The following is a 20910-nucleotide window of genomic DNA, read 5'->3' as shown; positions in this document are numbered from 1 at the left end:
GGTTGATAGGAGCGCGTTGCTACGGGTTCACCGTGAGCGGCGACCCTGAAAGTTTGATGTGCGCCGAGACGTACAGCTCATGCACGTGCAGATCCGGCGGCGCATCGTCGCGCCGCGAATGCCCGCTGAACTGCCAGCAGTCGTTCTCGCGGCGAATCTGCGTCGCAGCAAAGACCGGCTTGCCAACGATCGCGTCCATCGCGGCGCCGAGGCCGTCGAGCACGTTCTTGCCGGGAAAAAGCGTCGGGTTGTTGATGAGCGCGACGACGATCGTCTCTCGCGATGTGACAAAGCCCAGCGAGCTTTGGCCGTCGCCCTTGGCGGTCTTGATCGCGACGCCGAACCCGAGCGGCAAAAGATCGTTCACGATCTTCGCATCGATGTCGCCGACCTTCTCCGTGAGGACTGCTTCGGCTGAAAGATCCGCGAAATAGGCGTTCGCGCGGAGCAGATCCGCGAGACGCTGCTGCAGGTCGAAGAAGGGATTGCTCACGACACACCTCCCGCTTTCGGCCGAAAGAAGAACGCGAGCGCGCGGGCCGAGAGCGCGTTCTGGACGCGACTCTTCGGCGGCAGGGCGCGCGCATCGGCCGCCACCGTCACGCGCCGCTGCAACCGCCACCAGTACACGGTTTCCTTGCCCTCGCCTGACGCGAGCCAGCCGACGGTGTTGCCACCGCGCTGGCTGGGCACGAACCGCAGACCCGGAATCGTGCCCGCGCGCGGGAACACGCCGTACACCTCACCCCGCAGCGGGATCGCGAGATTCTTTGCCTCCTTCGCACCCCAGCTTCCACCGTACACCTTCGCTTTGATCGCCGGGTCGGAGATCACGACGACAGCCTTCGTGTCCGTCGTCTTGGCCGGATCGTACGCCGTCGCGTTCGCAATGCGTTTCGACCAGAAATTCGAGCGGGGGAAACCTTCCTTGTTGGGCGAATCCGCGTTCCGGCTACGGAACCAAGCACGGTACTCCTTCTCGGTTTGCCGACCGAGGACTCCCATCAGCGCCTTGCGGCGGCCGGGCGCGATCTGGTCGTAGATGCGGGCGAGCGCAGGCGTGGCCGTGTCGCGCGTAATCGTCGTGCTCACAGTTTGCCTCCGATCTTCGCGGACGTGAACGACCGCACCGTCCAGGCGCCGGCGATCGTCGGGGCGAAGGTAATGCGGACGGTGCGGCCGACCATCCGCGCCGAAAACTCCAGCGCGCCATCCGCGCCAACGCTCACGCCGTCAGGCGACCGCCACACGTGCGGAACGAGTTGCGCATCGAGCGGGGATAGCGGCTTGGCTGCGGCACTGCGCAGATCGCTGGCGCCAATCACGAGCCGAGCGTCGCCGAGATCCGCACCGATTGCCTTCGCCTTTGCGGCGGCTTCCGCCGTCGCACGGCCAAGATCGAGCGAGCGATCGGCAGTGGCATCACTCGCGGCTGCGCGGGCGAGATCCTGCACGCGCTGGCCATGCCAAACGATCCGCCCCTCCGGACTCACGTCGACCTGATCGCCGAAGATTTCCCGGAAGCCGTCCAGGAGCGCGGGCGTGGCGTTCGGAACGCTGGCTTCGAGTGCCTGGTTGAAGTCGGCCTCCTGGGGCGCGAGCTGCTCGCCCGGAGCGACGAGGCCGAGCTGCTCGGCTTCGTCTCGATCGATGTCCTCGATTCCCATTCCGCTGCCGAAGTCGTACGGAGGCCACGGGCGCCCGAAGCGGGAAATCTTCGTCCAGACCGGATCGTCTTTCCGCGCGATCATGCGCCCGTCGAAGAAGCTGCCGCCGGCTTCCGCCCAGCGATTGGCCCAGTCGCGAGGTTCTTCCCGCTCTTCGACGCGGATCAGCTCCTGCGCAGGAAACTCGTTGAGGATATCCGGATCCTGTGACGCCTGCCACCGTCCGAACTCGCGGGCGTCCTGCAGTTGGAAATCGTAGATCAGTCCGAGACGCGTCGTGCTCGTGATGTCCGTCAACTGCTTCGAGTCACCCGGCAGCGCGCCGAGCGTGGCGCGCATGTCGGCAATGAACTTCGCGCGATCGGTGAAGGCCGTCTTTGCGTCGACCGAGATCCGCAGCGCGTCGTCGATCTTCTGCTGCATCGTCGCGACCGTGCGCAGCGAATCCACCCCAGCGGAGAAGAACGCGCGGTCCCGCAGTCCGAGGCCGAACGCCGCCCACTCGTCGGAGCGCAGCGTCGACGCGATCGCCGTCTTCGATCCGAGACGGTCGACGGCGGCTTCGAACGGCATGGCTTGCGAGAACGGCATGGCTCAGAGCGGCTGCTTCGTGTCGCTGCCGAAGTACCCGGTCAGGGACGCGTTGACGGGAGACGGATCGAGCGGCGTCGCGGGCTTATCCACCGGCCACTCGGCGCGGGTCAGTTGCTCGAGGCGCTTCTGGTAAAGTTGCTCGGCCGTCTTCTCGTCGTCAGTGAGCGCCTGCAGGAGGCGCGCCTTCATCACGCGAATGATCTTCTGCGCCGCCATCTCGCGGAGGCCCTGCGGAATCGTCGTCGGATCCGTCTCAAGCGGGGTTTGCTGTGCGAACGCGATGCAGCGCCGGATCTCGTCCACGACCATCTGGATCACGCGTGGCGACGGATCGCTCTGCCCTTCGGCAAGCGCCTTGGTGCGCATGGCGGTGACGAGCGCGCCGGCGCGGGCGTCGTTCAGGTCGTCGATCGTGAGAGTGATCCAGGGCATGGGTGGTTCGGTGGTGGGCTCTACAAAGCCGCCCCGCGTCGGACGCGGAGCAGCTCGAAGAACTCACCCGGTCGATCAGGCCGAGGTGATGCGCTGGCCGCTGGCGGCCTGCCCCTTGGCGGCACCGCGCATGTACGCGACGCGCCACACCGCGGCGCCCAGCTTGTGGTCGATGAACCGGACAAGCATCACGGCGATGCCAGTGTCGGGATTTTTGACGATCTGGACCGAGCCGTTCGACGGCACGTCGGGCATCGCCTGCGTGTAGTCGTTCGGCAGACGCGTGCTCAGAGCGAGCGCGTCCGGCGTGCCGGCGAATCCGGTGAGGTTGCCCACCGTCGGGAAGTTCTGCACTTCGATCGGGAGCAGGCCGGCCACCGGCGGCAGCTGGTTCTCGGTGATGATCTCGGCCTTCTGATAGGTCGCGAGCGACACGATCGACGCGTCCTGGCCGAGCTTCTCGTAGTAATCGAGATTCAGCATCGCGAACCGGCCGGCGCGCGGGGCGAACCGGGTCGTGAGCGCCTTCGCGATCGCCGTCATGGTCGGCCGGCCGAAGCCGGCGACGGCCTGCACGGTGCCGTTCGCGAAGTTCGCGGCCGTGATCACCGCCAGCAGCGCGTCGACGAGATCGCCACCGATCGCGACGTGAGCGCCCTCGGTCTGCTCCGCGAAGAGATCGCGGGAGGTCGAACCGAGTTCGTTCGCGTTGAACGCAATCTGCACCGCCTTGTGGCCATCGATCACGACCGGCACGTCCACGGCACTGGCGTCGCTGGTAGCATAGCCGGTGAGAACGTTGTAGTCGGTGACCGTCGGAATCGTCCGCAGACGCGCCTTCACCGTCTGACCGAACGACGCCGCCTCATTCGTGAAATTGGTGGAGATTGCGAAGAGCGCGGGGAACGCACGCTTGAGGAGCGTCAACGACCGCTGGGTGATCAGTTCGCCCGACAGAGTGCCGAGCGAGTTCGCCGCGAGGATCGGGCCCATGCGGAACTCCGAATCGCGGAACAGCGGCGAGACCTCCTTCGCGTAGATCGCGGAACGCGTATCCACATCCTGTTCGGCCTTCAGTTTCTTGAGGCACTCGACGAGGTTATCCTTCGCCTGGACGTGACCGCCCGGCTGGGTGACCGGCGTCAGCAGCGACGTGCCGGGCATGGCGGCGAGGAGATCGGCATTCGCCGGATCGGCCTCGATCAGACCGGTCCACTTCGCCTGGATCGCCGTGTCCTTCGGCGGCAGCGCACCGCGCGCCACGGCGGCGTCAACGGCGGCCTTGGCATCGGTCTTCCGGCGCTCGGTGTCCTTGGCCTGGAGCGCCTGGACCTGCGTCTGCAGGGCGCTGATCTGCTCCTTCGCCTGGATGGCGGAGGTATCGGAGGCGGCAGCCGGTGAGGGCGTGGCGCCCGGAGTCGTATCGGTTTTGTCGGGCATATGCGTATGGTTTTGGTTTGGCGGCTGCGCCGCCGAGAGGGTGTCCTTGGCCCAGATCGGGGCCTGTTTCTTGAACGCGGGAGAGTTCACGAGGCCGCCCATGTTCAACGGCGCGCCGGTGACGCGAGCGGGCTTCCGCTCGTCGACGTAGAACACGGGCGAGAAGGACCGGTAGTCCTTGCCGGCGATCGCGGCGGATCCGGAGCCGCTCCATTCGACCGCGGCATACACGCCGGCGGGCCGGCCGTTGCTGCCGTCTTCCCAGCGAAACGCCTTTGGCCAGGCGCTCGCGTCCTTGTCGTCGTGGTCGAAGTCGAAATACGGCTTCTGCGGAGACGCCGCCATGTGGGCCTCAAGCGTCGCCTGCATGACCGCGGCGGTCTGGGCATCGACCTGGACGGACGTGTTGATCGCCTTGCCGGCCTGCTTGGCGTTGATCGTGTGTACCCCGGCGGGGAACGACATGATCTCTGCTGGCAATTGGTCGCTCTGCGGCAACTCGAGGGCGGGCATGCGCGCCGTGATCGGCTCGGATTTGACGGGTACGTGGTCGGGCATGGGTCAGGGTTTCGAAGCGGTTTCGACGGCAGCGGCGACGGCAGCCGTGCTCGTGGCGTTGGCGATGGCGGTCGCCAGCGGCGACGCGGGGGAGATCCGCCGGAGGGACGCGGGCAGCGACTCCTGCAGGGCACGGCAGGCGGCAGCCCGCTGCTCGGGATCGGAGATCGCGAGCGCAGCCTCGAACTTGTCCAGGACCGGCCCGATCTCGTCGGCGCGGGAAAGGACGATCTCGCGGAGCGCCTTTGCGTCGAACAGGGGTGAAAGTAGCCCCGGATCCTTCGCCGCCACGGCCTTGCACGGGCCTTGCACGGCTTGTTTACGCCCCTTTGGCCCTCCGGCTGGGGTCTTCGTACCCGCCAACGCGTTTAAAGCGATTCCTCGGCCTCCAGCCTTGGTGGCGTTTTTGTCGGCCGAATCGGCCTCGGCGGTATCCTCGGCGATGTCCTCCGGGCTATCCGGGTCTTTCGGATCACCCTCGCCATCTTCGCCGGGAGCCGCTGGGGCGGCGGCGGCGCGGGCCGAGCCGGCTATGACCGCCTCTCCGGCAATGGGCTCGGGGATGCCATGGCGCTCGTAGAACCACGCGCGGGGCATGGCGACGCCCGCTCGGAGCAGGAGTTCGTCGCGCTGGGCCAGCTTCACCGGATCCGGCTCGGCATCGAGATCCGGGACGATCGTCGGCGGTTCCTCGGTGTTGCCCCAGTTGGCGCGCAGCACGGCCGGGACGAGCTGGTAGTTGAGCAAGTTGGCGCACCACTGCGCGGCGTCCTGCAGCCGGTCCGCACGGACGCTCTGCTGCAACCCGGCGGCACCGCCGCCGAGGCCTGCCGCTTGGGCGGCGCCCGAGAGTTCCTGGCCGAGGATCACAAGGTCGCAGGCCTGATTCGCCAGCTCCTGCAGCACGACCTGCGGATTCCCCTGGGCGTTTGTGGCGGCTTCCTTGAACTCAAGCTTCGTGCCGTCCGGGAACGCGCCGTAGCCGCTCGCACCCATGGCCGCCAGCATGTCCCGCAGCACGGCGCCCAGCTCGGGATGATTCTTGTCGAACGTCGCCCAGCGGAAGGGAACCCCGAAGATCTGGGCGGTCGACAGCAACCACTCCCAGCCGAACGTCACACCCGCCCAGAAGGGAGCGAGCACCCGCAGCACGGCCGTCGCAGCCGGCGCACCTGTGCGCGCGTACCAGATACCCACGAGGAAGTGCCCCGGCGGGAAAGGCTGCCACGTTTGTCCGTCGGCGCCTGCCAGCCCAAGCTCGGTGCAATCGGCGTTCCACCCGTATGCACGCGAAGACAGGACATGCGCACAGCGCGGCACGAGCGCACCCGGCAACTGCTGCCACTGCACCTCCAGGACCGACACACCTTTACCAAACGCATCCAGCCCGTGAAACAGCGTGTCTTCGAACCCCAGCTCCAGCGTGCCTGGACGCGGCCACCACTGGCGCATGGACTTCTCGACCAGGGCCGCCTTGTCCTTCGCGGTGGTCGTCGGCGTCGTGCCACGGTCCGCGTATGGCTGCACGGCATACGTTGCCCGCGCGGCGGCCCGGCGCAGTTCGGAGAGGTTCTTTGCGAGCCGGGGCCACGTGTCCTCCATCATCGCGAACAGCTCCCATTGCGCCTGGATGCTGCCCTGGGCGGCCTGCTCCAGCGTCATGCGCACCTCGGCGGGAGACATGCGGCGGGTCGCGAAGAAGTTGCCGTAGAACTCTCCGGCGGACGGGACCGACACCGGCGCGGAAATCAGGCCGACGCCGAGTTTGCGCGCTGCCGCCTGGACGAACTTGGCAAGGATGGGTGATTTCATAGCCGGATCTCCGGACGTGGGAACAAGGCCCCGTTGGGCCGGCCGAGCTGAACCGCGGCGAGAGTTGCCGCCGTGAATGCACCGTCGCTCACGCCGCCCGAAGCGGCACGCAGCGCCAGCGCGAGGGCCGTGCAGCGATCGCTGTGGCCATCGTCGGAGTGCGGCGCGCGGTAAGTCACATCGCCGCTGCCGGTCACGATCCGCTGCATGGCGTGCAGATCTTCCCGGACAGCCCGGTTGACCGGCACCCGCAGCCGGCGCTGCTCGAAGGCGACCTTCAGCGCCGGGAACAGCTCGCGCTTCAGCGCGGGCGTGAACGTGCACAGCTCGATCTTCCCGAACTTGTCCTCGGATGGTTTGTACTCGCCGAAACGCTCGACCAGCAGATCGCCGAGGCCGATGCCTGGGCCCGTGTAGTCGACGCACACGCGGGTGGCTGACTCGATCTTCGGCGCCATCGCGTTGAACTGCGCCGGCGTGCTCATCTTCCGAAACTCCTCGATCTCGCGGGTCTGCAGCACGTCGCCGACGCGCTCGATCGTCCACGGCACCGAGAGATCCTTCTTCCGTGCGAAGTCCCAGCCGATGAACACCGGCCGGCGAGCGGCAGACTCCCAGAAGTCGGGGCCGATCGTCGTCGTCGCCTCGGTACTCTCGCAGGTGGCGATCAACTCGTAAGGGAGGAGCACCGTCGCCTGATCGAGGAACAGGCACTCGAACTCCTGAGCCCAGCCGTCGGCGTCGTCGAGCGCTTCGCGGATCTGCTCGATATCGACGGGCAGCCCCATCAGCACCGCGTGATAGATGGTGACGAGCCGGCGGGACCAGCGCATGCGCTTGTCCTCCTTCGTCCAGATGCGATGCATCGCGCCGCCAAAACCGTTCGGCGTCGTCTTGAGCCGCACCTTCTTCTCGCCGCCTCGGAGAGGATTCGTGATCGAGGGCAGGATCGCGCGCCACGTGGCTTCCGCGTTCTCGAAGAAGTCGAACTCCGTGAGGTAGATGTTCGCGCTCCGGCCGCGCACGGTGTCGGGCTTGCCGGGCACGGCGCGCACGCGCGACCGGTTGCTGTAGACGATCTCCGCGCTCTTCAGCAGCGCCTCGGGATGCAGCCCCTCGCGCTTGATGTCGTAGCTCTCGATCGCCAGCCCGAACGCCTCGGCCCAGATCTTGCCCTGGTCGAGCGAGTCGGTCGATTGGCGCTCCGACGGCGCCGCGATCATCCAATCGGTGCCCGGCCGGCGCAGGCAGTCCTCGGCGATCTCGCCCTGGCCTGTGAAGTCCTTGCCCGTCTGGCGCGCCTGCAGCTCGGCCTTGAACCGGCTCTCGTCGTGGAAGCTCGCGAACTGGTATTCGAGCAGGAGTGAGCGCGGATCCTTCTTCGGGTACGGATTCACCCAGCCGCTGTGCGTCTTGCCCAGCGCATGCTTGGCCGCCAGTTCGCGAAGCGTCGCGAGATCGGCGCTCCAGAGCGGATCGGAAAGAGCCGCAGCCTGAGCCGCCGCCACACTGCCCCGCAGCTTTTCGAAGGCGTCTTTGCGTCGGTCGGCCATTATTACATCCGGAACAGCGCGCGCATCTGGGCGGCCTGCTCCTCCTCCGAGATCTCGTGGTTGTTGACGATCGCCGTCGCCTTGTCCGCCAACGCAGCCTTGGCCTCGAGCAGCTTCACCTTCCGGTCGTCGAGTGCCAGGCGCTCCTTCGCGATGGTGGTCTTCGCCGAGTCGCCGATCAGTTTGAACAGCGCACGCGCCGTCTTGAGGTCGGGCTGCGGGGAGGTGAGCGCCTCGAACGCGAGCTGCTTCGCCCGCTTGATCGAGGCGGCGTCGAACTTCCCTTCCATCAGCGAGGCGAAGTTCTCCGCCTCGCCATGCGCCCGCGCGTATTTCCACGGCGCCGCAAACCGCGAATAGAAGGATTGCAATGCCGAGGCCGTCGTGGAGACGCCGAACTGATCCTGCACGCGCGTGCGTGCCTCCGCATAGGTGACGTTCTCGATCGTCAGCCACTCCGCGAGCAGCTCCTGCTGCTCCGGCGTGAGCGCATCGAGTTTCGAATCGCCGCGTGGTTTCTTGTTCATGCGACATTCGGCAAAGGATTCAGCCGGCCGGCAGCTTGGTCGGGCGCGCAAGCACCCGGCGTATCGCTTACACGGCGGAGAACGCGCGAGAGCGCGAAGAGAACCGTGGGCCACGCTCGGGCACCGGCCGGCTGGGTAACGCCGTAGCCAAAGATCGCACGCCGCGCAGGGACTACGGAGGTGTGCCGAAGGCATGGGGTACGCACCCCTGCGCACGCGCAACGCGTGCGTCCGTTTGCGGCTGGCGACGTGCAAAATGGATTCACGCGAGCCCCTCCTCCTGGAGCGCGGACAGACCCAAGGCAGTGATCCGCCAGCGGGTGCCGCTCAGGGTCGCTTCGACCGGGGTCGTGAAACTGCGATCGGCGAGATCGCGGAGGGCGCTCTCAAGCTGGGGGACGCTCAGGCTCCGGTGCCGCCCGCGCCGCAGGTCAACCAGGAGGTTGTCGAGCGGGAGGCCAAACTTGTCCGCCCCTTTGAGCGCGAGGAGAATGTCGATCAGCAGCGTCGTCATGATTTGGAGCTGTGGAGCTGCTGCGTCTCGCGCAGGAGCTGGATCGTGCGCATCGGCACGGCGTCGATGCGCTGTTCGGTCGCCGAAATCTGCCGCTTCAGATCCGCGAGGTCCTTGCTCTGGGCGTGGTTGTCCGTGCTGATCGCCGAGATGTCGCTCTGCATCTTCGAGATCTCCTCGTGCATCTTCTTGCGCGACCCGCGCTCGCGCCCGAGTTCGGTATCGAGCTTTTCGGCGAGCTGAGCGTGTTCGGTCTTCGTCGCGTAAGTCTGATGCGAGGGCGGGGTCTCCCGGAAACGGTCCGTGAACTTGAGCACCTGATTGATGCCTCCGATCGCGCAGAACACCGCGAGCGCGAGCCAGCCGATCGCCTGGGCGGAATCGGGCGCGGGCATCTGGGCGAAAAGGGGGAGCGCAGTCATCGGCGTTCGAGTTGGTATTCGAGCTGGTTGATCGTCTTCATCGCATCGCGGCACCACTCGGGCGCAGCGGCTTTGGCAGCGGGAAAATCGGGGCGCGCGGCGAGCCGTGCCGCGTTGTCGAGGCGCACGGTCTGGCAACCGCCGAAGAGCAACGCCGCGCAGACGAGCAAGCGTTTCATCGGGAGCCTCCGTCGATCGCGGCATCGACGGCCGCGTCTTTCGCGACGAGCCGAGCCGCAGCCTCCCGCTCCCGATCCTTGTCCCGCTCCGCGACGACCTGCCGGAGCAGGCTGTCGAGAGCGGGCAGCGCACGCGCGAGCGCCAGCAGGATCGAGAGCAGCGAGGACATCGGATGGGCGCGTGATCGGATTACGGAGTAATGGGGTCAGCCCTGGGGCGCGGCAGGCGTGTCGGCCGGCTTCACGGCCGGGCTGGTCGAAACCTTGATCGAGCCGAGGTAGTCGAGGAGCCACGCGGCGATCTTGTAGGCGGTCGACGTCTCCACCTTGGCCAGCGCGGCGTCGTCGGTCTGCGATGCAGTGGACTTCACGTACGCCTGCACGACCGACATCACCGGTTTGAAGATCAGCCGCATCGTCGCGATGATCGTGAGGACCGTGACCAGCCACGGATGCGAGCTGGCGAACGAGACGATGAACGGCGTGGCCACCGCGGCGGCCGTGTCGAGCGTGGCGCTTGTCACCGCCGACGTGCTGGCAGCGACGGCGGTATCGGCTTGGGCCGGCGCGATGAAAACGCAGAGCAGGCCGACGAGGAACGCGAAGAAGATCGCGGAGAGTAGGACCGAACGAAACGTACGGGTGTTGTTCATGGCAGAAATCAGAGCAGCCGCCCGTTGCCCGGCTTCGTGAGCGGTAGGCGCGCCGCCGCAGGGCTGCGGTCCGCCGGTGCAGCGGTGGTGCAGGCCTTGTGCGCGCGGCGTACGGCATTGGTGACGGCGGCGCGAAACGCGGCGTCGCCCAGGAGCGCCTCGGTGATCGACTCGGGATCAGCGACGACGGCCATCGTGCCGGCCGGTACCAGTTCGAGCCCGAGGGGCTTGGCGAGATCGCAGACGATCTTGCGCCACTGCGTCGTCGACGCGGTGAGGTGTGCCCACTCGCCGACCGACGTCAGAACGGGCAGCGCGATCGCTCCCGCGTTGACGAGCGGGTCCTTATTGGAGAGAAGCGGCGTTGTCCGGGGCGGCACAGTGCGCCCAGATTATCAGCCGCCCCGAGGGACGTCACCCCGTCCATTCCGTCCAGTGCGTCCGTTCCCCAAATTTCCACAGACCGTGGAAATTTGCCGATCTACGCGTGAGACTCGGCCCCGGCGCCCGGCGAATCAGCGATAGTGCGGACTCGTGAACCAGCGCACCAAAGTCCCTTCGTGGAAATAGAGATCGGTACGCATGGCATCGCCGTAGTGGGAATACCACTCGTCGGATCCACCGACACCATCGCTCGCCTGCTCTCTACGGATATCCCCGATAGCAGCACGGGCCTGATCCCACCGCATCCCGACCACCAGCACTCCAGCGCGGATGGCTGCAGCGATCTCCGGCGAAGATGTAGCGATCACTTCGGCTTTTTCGTTCGCCGCTTCAGTCGCCTTCGCTCGAGCCGCATCGTCCACAGCCTTTTGGCGCGCTGCTAATTCGCGGTTAACCTCGGCGACCATGCGATCCGTCGACTGCTGTATCTCCTCCCGTGTGGCATGATGCGTTGCGGTCTCCCTGGTGACACAGCCACTGATGACGATTGCGAGAGCGGGCAGGAGGGTGGCTAGAGTCTTCATGATGGGACTTTCACAAACGTGGGTTGATCTGCAGCGGACGATTGGCGTGCCGGACATCCTCCGCGATAAGGGCCTCGATCAACGCATTCAGCGCGACGCCTGATGCGCCCACTGTGGGAGCAACGACCTGCCAGACCGTAGGCCGGATCGAGCAGGGCACGTGGACTCTGGCCAGCGTATCCACCTCGCCGATCCGATCGACGCGCCGTGGGGCTTGGGCGTAGTTCCACAGCAGGGCCCCTACGTAAGTGCTCAGCGGCAATGCCAGCGATCGCGCCCGATCCTGGGCAGCAGCCGCAATGCCCGGAAGTAACCGCAGGGGAGTCTTTCGCGCGTAACCCACCCTCAGAAGCATCTTCCGGGCACGAACCGAAACAATGGTACGCCCGCACTACCGAGTAGTGTTTTGGTGCCCTAAGTGGCCCCCTGCTATCTCTTGTAGTGAACATTTCAGTACGCCGCCCCAACCCCGCGCAGCACTCTGGCGTGGTCCACTTCACCCCAAGTCACAGCGCACGCCTTCGGCGCGAGCTTCGCTCCTGCAAAACGCGCCTGGAGATCGCGCGCTTCGCGTGGCGTCTCCTGCTGCAGGCTGAGCGCACTGCAGATGGGATCCCGTGTGATTTCTGTCAGCTGAAACATACTACCCTTTGCCAACACTCCGGCTCTTTTCCTGAGGAGTGACGCTATCAGTCTCCCGCAATTGGTCCTCGAGCGCCTGACGTAACGCTTCATCGTGGATATCCTCCGTCGTCCAATGTGTCGGTGGGCGGAGGTGCTGCTCGATTTGCTCGCGGAGATATCCGAGCCGGAGGACGTCTCCGCCGGCGGCACGGATCGCCTCATCGATCTTCCGGCGGATGTCGGCCTCGACGATAACGGACTGCGGTACGCTCGTGCCATATACCGCCTGCGATGGCTCTCCAACGGAGGCAGCCAAACTCGTCGCCAGCTCTGGAATTGAACTAACGGACAATCCGCGACGGTTCATGAGTTCAAGGGCGCGGATGTGCAACTCCGCGGAGATCGGCCGCCGGCCACTCATCACTTTCGAAAGCCACTCCGGGCTGCAGCGCAGCTCCTGCGCAAACTCATAGCCCTTTAGCTTGAGAGCCCTCTGCAGTTTTTCGAAACCGTCTCTCCGTTGGTCCAGATGGTTCAAGATTTTGGCCTGTGGATCAATTTTAGTCTTGAACTTGTGGTTCAAGTTTTTGAACTTCGCGCCACCAAATGACCAAGCGGCAGACAAAGCAAGCATCATTTCGGCTCTGGGCGGCCCGTAAGAAGAAGGGCCTCAAGCTGCGCGACCTTGCCAAAATGGTGGGCCACGACACGGCGGTCGTGTCGAAGGCCATCAACTACGAGATGTATCCTCGCGTCCGCGCGAAGATCGAGGAGGTGCTCTGTGCCTAGCGAGAGCGCCATACTGATCACGGCCAAGGCCGCGTATCGCAGCTTCTCGAAGCTGTCGCACGACGAGAAGGTCGCTGTGCTCGAGATCCTGACCGAGTGCCTACCGAGTCCCGCCGACGAGATCGCGGGCGCACAACTGTACCACCTGCGGTGCGGCGATAAGGCGCAGCTGCAGCTCGAATCGATCATCTGCCAGTTGCCCCAAGACCACGTCTGACGCCATGCCCGAGCAGCTCCAGTTCCCGTTCCCGAGCCTCGACTTCCCCGGTCGCACGACGCTGACCGCAGCGGAGATCGCGGCGCGACTCGGCTGGGACGAGAAGCACGTTCGGGACCTCATCACCGAGGGTGAACTGCCGGGCATCGACGGGAAGGGCAAAGGTGCCTCGCGCGGATCGTACCGCGTGCCGGCGGAATCCTACCGCGACTTCATCACGGCCCGCATCACCGGCCAGCGCCGGATCGAACTGCTGCGCCACCTGCCGAAGCCGGTGCTCCGCGAGCTGGTCCGCGAGCTGAACGAATTTCTGAAAAACTGAATCTCCATGGCTAAAGGTACCAGCACCGAAAAACCCAAGACCGCTTTGCTCGTGCTCAATGGCACGAGTGCCCTGATCACTGACAAACGGGAACTCGCCCAGTTTCAGGACCGCACGGCAAAGCAGATCGCGATCATCTTCAAAACGGAAAACGAGAATGTGCTTCGCCGCATCTTCGTCGGTCTCGCGCTGTGGCGAATCAAAGCCTCCCTCAGGCATGGCGAATTCGGTCCCTGGCTGAAGAAGCACGTTAACGCGGGCCACTCGCACGTGAATCACATGATGCGGGCAGCGCGCGTGTTTGTTGAGAACGCGCGGATCGCCCAGCCCGACGTGCTTCGCCTCGCCGATGGTGAACTCGCCGTCGAAGTAAGGGGCCGCGATGCCGAGACGCGGAAGCTTGTCTCCGCCGCGACGAAGTTCGTCGGCGACCTTAGCTGGGGCGAGCTGCTGGAGACGTACGGCATCCGCGACGCTGGAAAGGTCGGCGGCGCACGCACGGCCGCGAAGGATGCGTCGCCCGACACGCCGAACGAGGAACAGCTCTACCTCTTCGCCCGAGACGAGATTGGCGGGCTGCTGAACCAGGCCGAAACGCTCCTCGTGAAGGAGAACCGGCTGCAATTCCTCGCCAAGCATCCGGAGGAAGTCCGCGGCGTCGTCGAGAGTCTCCGCACCCTGGCCGACAAGGTAGAGGCAGCAGCCAAGCCGCTGCTCACCGCAGCACCGAAAGCCTGACCCCTGCACCCCATGAGCACGTCGCTTGTTCCCACCCTTTCCAGCGAAACAATCACGCTCCCGACCGGCCCGCGGTTCTCAATTCCGCTCGACGATCTCGCCGAGTTTTCGGCGCTGGCCGAAGCGCGACGCACCGAGGTGCGTTTCACGCTGCAGCTGCTGGAGCGACTGCACGCGCTGCGCGGCGAGGGCAATATCACGACCGCCGCGCAGGTGATCGCCGCGAACCACCGCCACCAAATGCGCGGCTGCTCGGCGTCGTCGCTGCTCCGGAAGTATTACCTCTATCTCGGTTCGGTCACCGAGGTCCGGCCACAGGGCGACTGGCGCTGCCTCGTGGCGCAGTACAAAGGGCCGTCGTTTCTCTCCGCGAAGCAGCAAACCGCGTTCGACGAGTTCGTGAAGCAGCTTGCGGAAGACAACCACCGCAGCATGGCCGAGGCGTGGGAGCTGCTCCGCACCGAGATCTGGCCCAGCGGCAAACCGATCCCAGGCTACGGAAGCTGGATCGATCATTGGGTCCGCACCAAGCCGACCGAGCCGTTGCCGAAGTGCTGCCCGCGCGGGTTCTTCCCGATCGGCTGGAGCAAGCGCAACCTGTACCGCAAGGCGCCGAACAAGGGCGCCCGCGTGCTCTTCCAGCGTGGCATCGCCGCCGCGAAGCGGTACTTCCCAAGCATCACGCGCGATCCGTCGCAGCTGCGACCGCTCGAGCTGATCGCGATCGACGATTTCAATCTCGACACGCTTTGCGTGTTCCCCGGCGACTCGAAGACGCCGCCGCAGATCGCGCCGGTCGCTGGCCTGCTCGCTAAGGATGTCGCGACGCGCCGGAATCTCGTCTGGGGCATCGGTGCCCAGGTCCAGCGCGACGAACGCATGCCCGACGGCAGCGTGCGCAAGGTGCGGTGCGGTATTCGCCGCGTCGACGTGCAGACACTGCTGCACGCCCTCTTCGCAAAGTTCGGTCTGCCGGACTACCCGGTCACGATCCTCTGCGAGAACGCAACCGCCTCGATCTCGGCCGAGCTTGAACTCGCGCTCTCGACGCTGTTCGAAGGACGCGTGCGCGTCGAACGCACCGGGCTGATCAATCATCGCCTGCTCACGAACGGCTTCTGCGAAAAGGGCGGCAAGCCGTGGGAGAAGGGCTGGATCGAGTCCGCGTTCAACTCGCTCTGGAACAAGCTCGGTGCGATGCCCGGATACAAGGGCAACAACCAGCGCCTGCACTCGCCCGCCGGCCTGGACGATGCGATCCGCTACACGAATGTCCTGATCGGCCAGGGTGACGGAAAGCTGAACCTCCCGCCCGAGAAGATCGCGCTGCTGCGCCTGCCGTTCCCATCGCCCGAGGCGGTCGAGCGCGCGTTTGCCTGGGCGTGCAATGCGTACGACACCCGGACCGACCACAAGTACATCGGGTTCGATCAGGTCACCGAGTTCTGCCTGACCGAAGGCTCCGAGCCCCGTCCGTTCTCCGAACTGGCTCTCGTGCCCGTCGCGCAACAGGCGAGCCTCACCATCACGCAGCGGCCCGAGGCTCCGATCGAGCGCTGGCAGCGGCTCGCGGCGACTGCGCACTTTCGGCCGATTCCGCCGGCGATGCTGGCCCTCCTGCTGCTCACGCCGAAGAAGGTCACGTACCGGAATCACCAGATCACCTTCGCGCACGACAAGATCGGATACACGTACGTCGACGAGTCCGGTACGATCCTCGGTGGCGTCACCGATGGCGCCGAGTTTCTCGGCTACCTCGACACGGCCGCGCCCGAGCAGCTGCACCTGACCGACACGAAGGGCGCATACGTCGGCACCCTGAACCGCCTTGGCGGTAAGAAGGGCGCGATCGACATCCGCGACAAGGACGCGCTGCAGAAGGCGAGCGCCGTCACGGCGACGATCCTGAACCGCGCCGTCGCCGAGCTGCGCGAGCGCCACTCCGAGCAGGACCAGCAGCTCGCGCTCGACAAGGCTCACAACGACGCGATTCGGCAGGAGCACGTCGCCGCAACGGGCGGGCTCTCATCCGCCGAGAAGATCGCGCTGGCGGCCGGCGAGAACCGGGCGCGGGCGATCCAGTCCGCCGCCGCTGCCAAACGCGCCGAGCGCGGGATCTCCGCGCAAGCCGCCAGCAACGCCCTTGCAGACCTTCTGCCGGAATCCTGACCGGCAGCCACTCTCAACCATCAACCCCCAACCGGAAGAAACCATGTCCAGCATCGAAAACACCACCTCCGCCACTGCGAGCAGTGACGTCACCGACGCCACTCCTGCCGACACCACCGAGTGGGACGGCACCAATCTGGCCGGCGACGTCGTCGCCAACGGGATCCGCAAGAACAAGCCCGAGTATCACGAGGACCTGTTCTGGTTCTACCGCTACAGCGGCGAGAAGAAGATGAGCCAAGTCGAGTCGGCGACGCTCCTCGGCGTCGACGGTGGCACCTACTCGAAGGTGCTCCGCGGCGAGTACAAGAACGCCGCCGGTCTGATCCTGCCGCCGCCCGCGAAGATGGTCTCGCGCATCCGCGTGATCCGCGAGCAGGAGCGGGAGGACGCCGAGAAGCGGATTAAGGGCCGGGTGATGACGCCGACCGTCGGCGAGATCCACGCGGTATGCCGGAAGGTCTGGAACGATCGCACCATCGGCTTCGTGTTCGGCGAGTCGCACGTCGGCAAGACCGAGGGCCTGAAGTGGTTTCGCGACGAGAACAACCACGGCGCGACGATCTACGTCGACCTGCAGGGTGTCGCCGGCGTGCAGGACATCTTTCGCACGTTCGCCCGCGCGCTGCGGATCAGCCCAAACGTCTCGCCCACGAAACTCCGCCCGCGCGTGCTCGCGGCGATCGACCAGACGAACCTCGTGATCGTCGACGAGTTTCACCATATCACCTACGCGTACCAGAAGGGCGGTGCGATCAAGATGGTGAACGCTCTGAAGGAGATCAAAGACCGCACTGGCTGCGCGATGGTGATCTGCTCGACGAACGTCGGCCGCGAGGAGTTCGACGAGGGTAAGGGCCACGAGGCGAAGCTGCTGAAGCAGCTCTGGCGCCGCGGCACGATCAAGCTGCAGTTGCCGGATGCGCTGCGCGTGGGTGACGTGCGCGCGTTCGCCATCGCGTACGGCCTGGACTTCCCGGCCGCGCCCGAACAGGCCGACGACACCTGGAAGAACCTCAACGCCAACCACCCGAATTTCCTCGGGCTGAAGGTCAGTGAGCGGATCGCGTACGAGGCCGGCGTGAAGCACCTCGTGTGCGTGTTCCAAGACGGGAACATCATCGCCGGGAAGAAGCGCCGCGAACTCCGGTGGGACGACGTCATCGCCGCCCAGGCCAAGTACGACGCGCTGAGCGCCCGCAAGGCCGTCTGAGGAGGGCACCACGATGAACAAACCGAATAGTCGCGCCGCCCACGGCCGTTGTCGCCGGATTTACCACGTTCTCGTTATGGGCCCTGGGTGCCGCTTCGAGAACTGGCCCGGTTACGAGATTCACTCCACTGCGCGCATCCGCGCTTTCACTATCGACTACTTCCGCCGCTGGTTCGGCCGAATTCCGGACGATCGTCTGCGCACTTGGCACAAAGACGGATTCATGGCCGAGGCTTGCTGCCGGCGAGGCCTCCGCGTCCAGGTCGAGCAGGTAAACTACAGCGTTATCCGTCCAGTCAAGGCGCCGCGCTACCGTGACTCGCGTGCGCTGGCAATCCACCTGGGCGAAAGGAGGGCGGCATGATCACCGCGTTCATCATCACCGCCTGCCTGCTCGTGCTGGCGATCGTTGTGCTGTTGCTGGACGCCGCTGCTGTCCGGGCTCAACGCGACGCCGCAAGCGCGAAACTGGCCTCAACGGAGGCGTGGTTCAGCAGCAACCTGCTCGTGCTCCGGCTGCATCTCGCGCCCGTGTCACCGGAGGTGTGGGGCATCGCCGCCGCTCTTGATCGAGCATTTCGGGACCGCACAGCGATCGACTTGGCTGCGCTGCATCGGGATCTCTATCGCGCCCAGCGCCGCCACGACGCCGACCTACTGCGCAACGCGTCCCAGTTGATCCGAACCGAGAACTACCGCCACGGAGGTCGCTCGTGAGCGCTGCCACCCACATCGCGACGGCGACGTTTGGCTGCGGGATCGTGCCGATCCTCCTCCGCAAAGCGCAGTACGCCGACGCCCTGACGTACGTGACCCAGATCCGAGCTGAGATCATCAAGGCTCAGCGCTGCGCGAAAACCCCAACCGCGACGCTGAAGCCCCTTCGCGTCACCTCCGCAAAATGATCCAGGTACAACTGCGCAACGGCCACGCCGCGGTCGTGCTCGGCTTTGTCGATGCACGGCCATTCGCCCTCCAAGGGAACACAGAGGAGGGCAACCTCGAACTCTGGAAATCCGGCGGCGCGTGGCGCGAGGACGGATCTCCCCATCCGCTCGACATCGTAGCCGTCGTGACCACCGGCGGCCAACTCGTGCCCATCGAAAAGACCTACTTCCAGAAATGAACAACCGCGCCCTGAGCTTGCACGGCATCTCCATCGCACGCGCCCCGCGCGTGTACTCCACCCAGTCGCTCATCCTCGTCGGCGCTGCTCTCTACGCCGCCGGATTCGCCACGGCGATCTGGACGCTCGGCATCATCATCACCGCCCGCTGAATCTATGATCACCATCGAACAACTCTCGATCGCCCAGATCGACGATCTCGCCAAAACGTATGCCGCTGCCCGCAAGGTGCTCGGCGACCGAGTCAACGAACTCGAGACGGACATCGCCGCCGTCCAGAAACGGCGCATCGCCGGAATCAAGGCTGCCGCTGCGACCGCGGCCGACGCGCAGGCGCGGCTTCGCGGCGCGATCGAGTCCTCTCCCGGCCTGTTCCAGAAGCCGAAGACGTTCTGCCTGCACGGCATCACCGTGGGGTATCGGAAGGGCTCCGGGAAGGTCGAGTGGGACGACAACGCCAAAGTCGTAGCGTTGATCCGGAAGCATCTGCCCGAGCAGGCGGAGGTCCTGATCATCGTCGAGGAGAAGCCGTCGGCCGACGCGCTGAAGAACCTCGACACGCGAGACCTCGCGCGGATCGGCGCCCGCATCGAAACGACCGGCGAGATGGTCGTGATCAAGGCGGCGGACACGGCCGTCGACAAGCTGGTGGCGAAGATCCTGAAGGAAGGCGCGAAAGCGTCGGATGAGGCCTGAGGTGCCGGAAGATGTCGGTCTTGGTCAACAGCTACTTCTCGGGAACCGGTCTGATGGAGATCGGACTGCAGCGCGCTGGACTGACGCTGCAGCAAAGCTTCGAGATCGATCCTGTCTGCGTTGAGAATCATCGCGCGAATTTCGACCACGAGATTCGCGCGTGCGACCTTCGCGCAAAGCTAGTACGCGACGAGAAACCCTGCCACGTGAAGGTGGCCACGTACCCGTGTAACAAGTATTCCAAGAGCGCCGACCTGCATGGCACGCGCACAGGCGACGATCTCTTCCTTCACTTCTTCCGGAATCTCGCGATCGAACCGCCCGAGGTGTACGTCGTCGAGAACGTGCCTGGAATGCGGAAGTTCCCGGTCGTCATGGAGGCGATGACGCGCCTCCCCGGATACTACGTTCACGTTGAGTGCCCGGTGCAGTCCGAACTCTGGCTTCCGCAACGCCGAGACCGGCTGATCATTATCGGATCACGCCGCCCATTCGCATGGCGTGCGCCAGAGTCCACGCGGCGCGTTCACCTGAGTGAGATCGTCGAGCGCGACCCGGACGTCCACATCCCGCGGAACGTCATCTCACGGTTACGCGGAAAGTACCGCGATCGCCCGATCATCAGTGATCCGGACCGCGATGATCTGGCCCCAACCTGCGTCGCGCACTATCATAAGGACCGCGGCACGCGCCTCGTGGCTGATCGTCGCTTCAAATACGGCGCGCGACCGTACACGGTCCGTGAGTACGCACGCCTGCAGGGGATTCCGGACGCGTTCACCTTCCGTTGCAGCGAAGCCCACGCATACCGAATGATCGGACTGGGCGTGAGTGTACCTGTCGGCGAGTGGATCGGACGCGAAATTGCGAGGTACTTCGGCCTGTGAACGCGGCACAGCTCAAACTCTACTGGTGGCAGTTTGCCTCCGTGCGCGCGTACTACCGCGGCCGGGGGCTGACCGCCGACCAGATCGAGGAGCGACGCAAGGCGATCCACCGGAAGGCGCTCGGCTCCGACAAGTCAGCCACGACTCTGACGTCGGCTGAGTTCGACAAGGTCAAGGCCGCCTTCCGCGCCATCTGGGACGGATCGAATCTCGACGCCCAGCTCGAGTTCGTCGGCGAGGCTGACGAGCGGAAGCAATCGCTGCTCGATCGCTGCTTCGATCAGGTGACGACCATGCACGCGCTTGGCGACGACCGGCTGCGCGATGACGCGGCCCGCGAAGGGTACATCGGCGGCACCGCGCGGAATGTGGTTAAGAAGGATATTGCTGACTGCTCGGAACGGGAACTGGCCGTCGTGCTCGGCTGCCTCGAACGCCGGGTCGGCGTCCTGCGCCGGCGTAATCCCGAGGCGGCAGCCGCACTCGACGCCAAGCGAAACCAGGAGGCCTTTTGAAGAGCATCGGCCAGATACTCGCGTCTGACGCGACCGCCCAGCCGGCACCCAAGCACGACGCCGATCAGTCGCGCGTCTTCAAGGTGACGCTCGCGATCATGGCGTTCGACGAGATCGAGGTTCGAGCGGTGACCGTTGCCCAGGCGTTTTCCCTCGCCGAGCAGCAGGCGAAGAGCGCCCGCCGGAAGATCAAGACCACTCCGTTCGCGATCCGCGCCCACGTTCAGCAGCTCGCCGATCCACGCGACCCGAGCAAAGGGACCGTCTGGGTCGAACGGGCCAAGTGACTAAACCG

Annotated in this window: 30 protein-coding genes; 14 read left to right on the top strand and 16 right to left on the bottom strand. The window is 65.4% G+C overall.

Annotation, left to right across the window (positions count from 1 at the left end; translation table 11 throughout):
* Positions 1-19 precede the first annotated feature (19 nt).
* From DB354_RS10165 to DB354_RS10090, 16 genes are all read right to left on the bottom strand, one after another.
* Entirely contained in the window at positions 20-493 is a 474-nt protein-coding gene (locus tag DB354_RS10165; protein WP_107835508.1) for a hypothetical protein, read from the bottom strand.
* Positions 490-1092: a hypothetical protein gene (locus tag DB354_RS10160; protein WP_107835507.1), complete on the bottom strand. Its 603-nt coding sequence runs from the start codon at positions 1090-1092 to the stop codon at positions 490-492. Before DB354_RS10160 ends, DB354_RS10165 begins: the two co-directional genes overlap by 4 nt.
* Entirely contained in the window at positions 1089-2240 is a 1152-nt protein-coding gene (locus tag DB354_RS10155) for a hypothetical protein (RefSeq protein ID WP_146180180.1), read from the bottom strand. Before DB354_RS10155 ends, DB354_RS10160 begins: the two co-directional genes overlap by 4 nt.
* Positions 2241-2261: 21 nt before the next feature.
* A complete protein-coding gene (locus tag DB354_RS10150; protein ID WP_107835505.1) occupies positions 2262-2693 on the bottom strand; it encodes a hypothetical protein in 432 nt (143 codons plus the stop codon).
* A gap of 75 nt (positions 2694-2768) precedes the next feature.
* Complete coding sequence (locus DB354_RS10145) at positions 2769-4691, bottom strand: phage protease (protein ID WP_107835504.1); 1923 nt, start codon at positions 4689-4691, stop codon at positions 2769-2771.
* Positions 4692-4694: 3 nt separating this feature from the next.
* The gene (locus DB354_RS10140; protein WP_107835503.1) at positions 4695-6503 is read right to left on the bottom strand and encodes a DUF935 family protein; all 1809 of its coding nucleotides are present in this window, start codon (positions 6501-6503) and stop codon (positions 4695-4697) included.
* The gene (locus tag DB354_RS10135) at positions 6500-8056 is read right to left on the bottom strand and encodes a terminase family protein (RefSeq protein ID WP_107835502.1); all 1557 of its coding nucleotides are present in this window, start codon (positions 8054-8056) and stop codon (positions 6500-6502) included. Before DB354_RS10135 ends, DB354_RS10140 begins: the two co-directional genes overlap by 4 nt.
* Positions 8057-8058: 2 nt before the next feature.
* On the bottom strand, positions 8059-8583 hold the full coding sequence (locus DB354_RS10130; RefSeq protein ID WP_107835501.1) for a hypothetical protein: 525 nt from the start codon (positions 8581-8583) through the stop codon (positions 8059-8061).
* 262 nt (positions 8584-8845) lie between these two features.
* Complete coding sequence (locus tag DB354_RS10125) at positions 8846-9097, bottom strand: hypothetical protein (protein WP_107835500.1); 252 nt, start codon at positions 9095-9097, stop codon at positions 8846-8848.
* Positions 9094-9519 (bottom strand): hypothetical protein, encoded by a 426-nt coding sequence (locus DB354_RS10120; RefSeq protein ID WP_146180179.1) that lies wholly within the window; start codon positions 9517-9519, stop codon positions 9094-9096. Before DB354_RS10120 ends, DB354_RS10125 begins: the two co-directional genes overlap by 4 nt.
* The gene (locus DB354_RS10115; protein WP_107835498.1) at positions 9516-9698 is read right to left on the bottom strand and encodes a hypothetical protein; all 183 of its coding nucleotides are present in this window, start codon (positions 9696-9698) and stop codon (positions 9516-9518) included. Before DB354_RS10115 ends, DB354_RS10120 begins: the two co-directional genes overlap by 4 nt.
* Entirely contained in the window at positions 9695-9868 is a 174-nt protein-coding gene (locus tag DB354_RS22305) for a hypothetical protein (RefSeq protein ID WP_158277472.1), read from the bottom strand. Before DB354_RS22305 ends, DB354_RS10115 begins: the two co-directional genes overlap by 4 nt.
* A 36-nt stretch (positions 9869-9904) precedes the next feature.
* Positions 9905-10351 (bottom strand): hypothetical protein, encoded by a 447-nt coding sequence (locus tag DB354_RS10110; RefSeq protein WP_107835497.1) that lies wholly within the window; start codon positions 10349-10351, stop codon positions 9905-9907.
* A gap of 8 nt (positions 10352-10359) precedes the next feature.
* Complete coding sequence (locus DB354_RS10105; RefSeq protein WP_107835496.1) at positions 10360-10731, bottom strand: hypothetical protein; 372 nt, start codon at positions 10729-10731, stop codon at positions 10360-10362.
* A 135-nt stretch (positions 10732-10866) separates the two neighbouring features.
* Positions 10867-11319 carry a hypothetical protein gene (locus DB354_RS10100; RefSeq protein ID WP_107835495.1) on the bottom strand — a complete coding sequence of 151 codons (453 nt, stop codon included), beginning with the start codon at positions 11317-11319 and terminating at the stop codon, positions 10867-10869.
* 643 nt (positions 11320-11962) lie between these two features.
* Positions 11963-12526 carry a hypothetical protein gene (locus tag DB354_RS10090; protein WP_107835493.1) on the bottom strand — a complete coding sequence of 188 codons (564 nt, stop codon included), beginning with the start codon at positions 12524-12526 and terminating at the stop codon, positions 11963-11965.
* Positions 12527-12549: 23 nt separating this feature from the next.
* Here DB354_RS10090 and DB354_RS10085 point away from each other — a divergent pair, with 23 nt between their 5' ends.
* From DB354_RS10085 to DB354_RS10020, 14 genes are all read left to right on the top strand, one after another.
* Positions 12550-12732: a helix-turn-helix transcriptional regulator gene (locus tag DB354_RS10085; protein ID WP_107835492.1), complete on the top strand. Its 183-nt coding sequence runs from the start codon at positions 12550-12552 to the stop codon at positions 12730-12732.
* Positions 12725-12949, top strand: a complete 225-nt coding sequence (locus DB354_RS10080) for a hypothetical protein (protein ID WP_107835491.1) — start codon at positions 12725-12727, stop codon at positions 12947-12949. The genes DB354_RS10085 and DB354_RS10080 overlap by 8 nt, the downstream gene beginning before the upstream one ends.
* Before the next feature lie 4 nt (positions 12950-12953).
* Entirely contained in the window at positions 12954-13271 is a 318-nt protein-coding gene (locus tag DB354_RS10075; protein ID WP_107835490.1) for a helix-turn-helix domain-containing protein, read from the top strand.
* Positions 13272-13277: 6 nt separating this feature from the next.
* A complete protein-coding gene (locus DB354_RS10070) occupies positions 13278-14009 on the top strand; it encodes a DUF3102 domain-containing protein (RefSeq protein ID WP_107835489.1) in 732 nt (243 codons plus the stop codon).
* Positions 14010-14021: 12 nt separating this feature from the next.
* Positions 14022-16178, top strand: a complete 2157-nt coding sequence (locus DB354_RS10065; protein WP_107835488.1) for a hypothetical protein — start codon at positions 14022-14024, stop codon at positions 16176-16178.
* A gap of 43 nt (positions 16179-16221) precedes the next feature.
* Positions 16222-17391: an ATP-binding protein gene (locus DB354_RS10060; protein ID WP_107835487.1), complete on the top strand. Its 1170-nt coding sequence runs from the start codon at positions 16222-16224 to the stop codon at positions 17389-17391.
* Positions 17392-17751: 360 nt separating this feature from the next.
* Entirely contained in the window at positions 17752-18108 is a 357-nt protein-coding gene (locus DB354_RS10050; RefSeq protein WP_107835485.1) for a hypothetical protein, read from the top strand.
* A complete protein-coding gene (locus DB354_RS10045; RefSeq protein ID WP_107835484.1) occupies positions 18105-18296 on the top strand; it encodes a hypothetical protein in 192 nt (63 codons plus the stop codon). The genes DB354_RS10050 and DB354_RS10045 overlap by 4 nt, the downstream gene beginning before the upstream one ends.
* A complete protein-coding gene (locus DB354_RS10040) occupies positions 18293-18517 on the top strand; it encodes a hypothetical protein (protein ID WP_107835483.1) in 225 nt (74 codons plus the stop codon). Before DB354_RS10045 ends, DB354_RS10040 begins: the two co-directional genes overlap by 4 nt.
* Positions 18514-18669, top strand: coding sequence for a hypothetical protein (locus DB354_RS22295; RefSeq protein ID WP_158277470.1), 156 nt, complete (start codon positions 18514-18516; stop codon positions 18667-18669). The genes DB354_RS10040 and DB354_RS22295 overlap by 4 nt, the downstream gene beginning before the upstream one ends.
* 4 nt (positions 18670-18673) lie before the next feature.
* On the top strand, positions 18674-19213 hold the full coding sequence (locus tag DB354_RS10035; protein ID WP_107835482.1) for a host-nuclease inhibitor Gam family protein: 540 nt from the start codon (positions 18674-18676) through the stop codon (positions 19211-19213).
* An 11-nt stretch (positions 19214-19224) separates the two neighbouring features.
* Positions 19225-20100: a DNA cytosine methyltransferase gene (locus DB354_RS10030; protein WP_107835481.1), complete on the top strand. Its 876-nt coding sequence runs from the start codon at positions 19225-19227 to the stop codon at positions 20098-20100.
* Complete coding sequence (locus DB354_RS10025) at positions 20097-20615, top strand: hypothetical protein (RefSeq protein WP_107835480.1); 519 nt, start codon at positions 20097-20099, stop codon at positions 20613-20615. The genes DB354_RS10030 and DB354_RS10025 overlap by 4 nt, the downstream gene beginning before the upstream one ends.
* Positions 20612-20902, top strand: coding sequence for a hypothetical protein (locus DB354_RS10020; RefSeq protein ID WP_107835479.1), 291 nt, complete (start codon positions 20612-20614; stop codon positions 20900-20902). Before DB354_RS10025 ends, DB354_RS10020 begins: the two co-directional genes overlap by 4 nt.
* The last annotated feature ends 8 nt before the right edge of the window (positions 20903-20910 follow it).

Source organism: Opitutus sp. ER46, from assembly GCF_003054705.1.
Lineage (GTDB): Bacteria > Verrucomicrobiota > Verrucomicrobiia > Opitutales > Opitutaceae > ER46.
Note: the sequence above shows the minus strand (reverse complement) of the source record. Positions and strands in the feature narration are given on the sequence as shown.

Coding starts and splice junctions, on each gene's coding strand:
- DB354_RS10155 (WP_146180180.1), bottom strand. CDS start 2,240: ATGCCGTTCGAAGCCGCCGTCGACCGTCTCGGATCGAAGACGGCGATC.
- DB354_RS10150 (WP_107835505.1), bottom strand. CDS start 2,693: ATGCCCTGGATCACTCTCACGATCGACGACCTGAACGACGCCCGCGCC.
- DB354_RS10145 (WP_107835504.1), bottom strand. CDS start 4,691: ATGCCCGACCACGTACCCGTCAAATCCGAGCCGATCACGGCGCGCATG.
- DB354_RS10140 (WP_107835503.1), bottom strand. CDS start 6,503: ATGAAATCACCCATCCTTGCCAAGTTCGTCCAGGCGGCAGCGCGCAAA.
- DB354_RS10135 (WP_107835502.1), bottom strand. CDS start 8,056: ATGGCCGACCGACGCAAAGACGCCTTCGAAAAGCTGCGGGGCAGTGTG.
- DB354_RS10130 (WP_107835501.1), bottom strand. CDS start 8,583: ATGAACAAGAAACCACGCGGCGATTCGAAACTCGATGCGCTCACGCCG.
- DB354_RS10125 (WP_107835500.1), bottom strand. CDS start 9,097: ATGACGACGCTGCTGATCGACATTCTCCTCGCGCTCAAAGGGGCGGAC.
- DB354_RS10120 (WP_146180179.1), bottom strand. CDS start 9,519: ATGACTGCGCTCCCCCTTTTCGCCCAGATGCCCGCGCCCGATTCCGCC.
- DB354_RS10115 (WP_107835498.1), bottom strand. CDS start 9,698: ATGAAACGCTTGCTCGTCTGCGCGGCGTTGCTCTTCGGCGGTTGCCAG.
- DB354_RS22305 (WP_158277472.1), bottom strand. CDS start 9,868: ATGTCCTCGCTGCTCTCGATCCTGCTGGCGCTCGCGCGTGCGCTGCCC.
- DB354_RS10110 (WP_107835497.1), bottom strand. CDS start 10,351: ATGAACAACACCCGTACGTTTCGTTCGGTCCTACTCTCCGCGATCTTC.
- DB354_RS10100 (WP_107835495.1), bottom strand. CDS start 11,319: ATGAAGACTCTAGCCACCCTCCTGCCCGCTCTCGCAATCGTCATCAGT.
- DB354_RS10085 (WP_107835492.1), top strand. CDS start 12,550: ATGACCAAGCGGCAGACAAAGCAAGCATCATTTCGGCTCTGGGCGGCC.
- DB354_RS10075 (WP_107835490.1), top strand. CDS start 12,954: ATGCCCGAGCAGCTCCAGTTCCCGTTCCCGAGCCTCGACTTCCCCGGT.
- DB354_RS10070 (WP_107835489.1), top strand. CDS start 13,278: ATGGCTAAAGGTACCAGCACCGAAAAACCCAAGACCGCTTTGCTCGTG.
- DB354_RS10065 (WP_107835488.1), top strand. CDS start 14,022: ATGAGCACGTCGCTTGTTCCCACCCTTTCCAGCGAAACAATCACGCTC.
- DB354_RS10060 (WP_107835487.1), top strand. CDS start 16,222: ATGTCCAGCATCGAAAACACCACCTCCGCCACTGCGAGCAGTGACGTC.
- DB354_RS10050 (WP_107835485.1), top strand. CDS start 17,752: ATGATCACCGCGTTCATCATCACCGCCTGCCTGCTCGTGCTGGCGATC.
- DB354_RS10040 (WP_107835483.1), top strand. CDS start 18,293: ATGATCCAGGTACAACTGCGCAACGGCCACGCCGCGGTCGTGCTCGGC.
- DB354_RS22295 (WP_158277470.1), top strand. CDS start 18,514: ATGAACAACCGCGCCCTGAGCTTGCACGGCATCTCCATCGCACGCGCC.
- DB354_RS10035 (WP_107835482.1), top strand. CDS start 18,674: ATGATCACCATCGAACAACTCTCGATCGCCCAGATCGACGATCTCGCC.
- DB354_RS10030 (WP_107835481.1), top strand. CDS start 19,225: ATGTCGGTCTTGGTCAACAGCTACTTCTCGGGAACCGGTCTGATGGAG.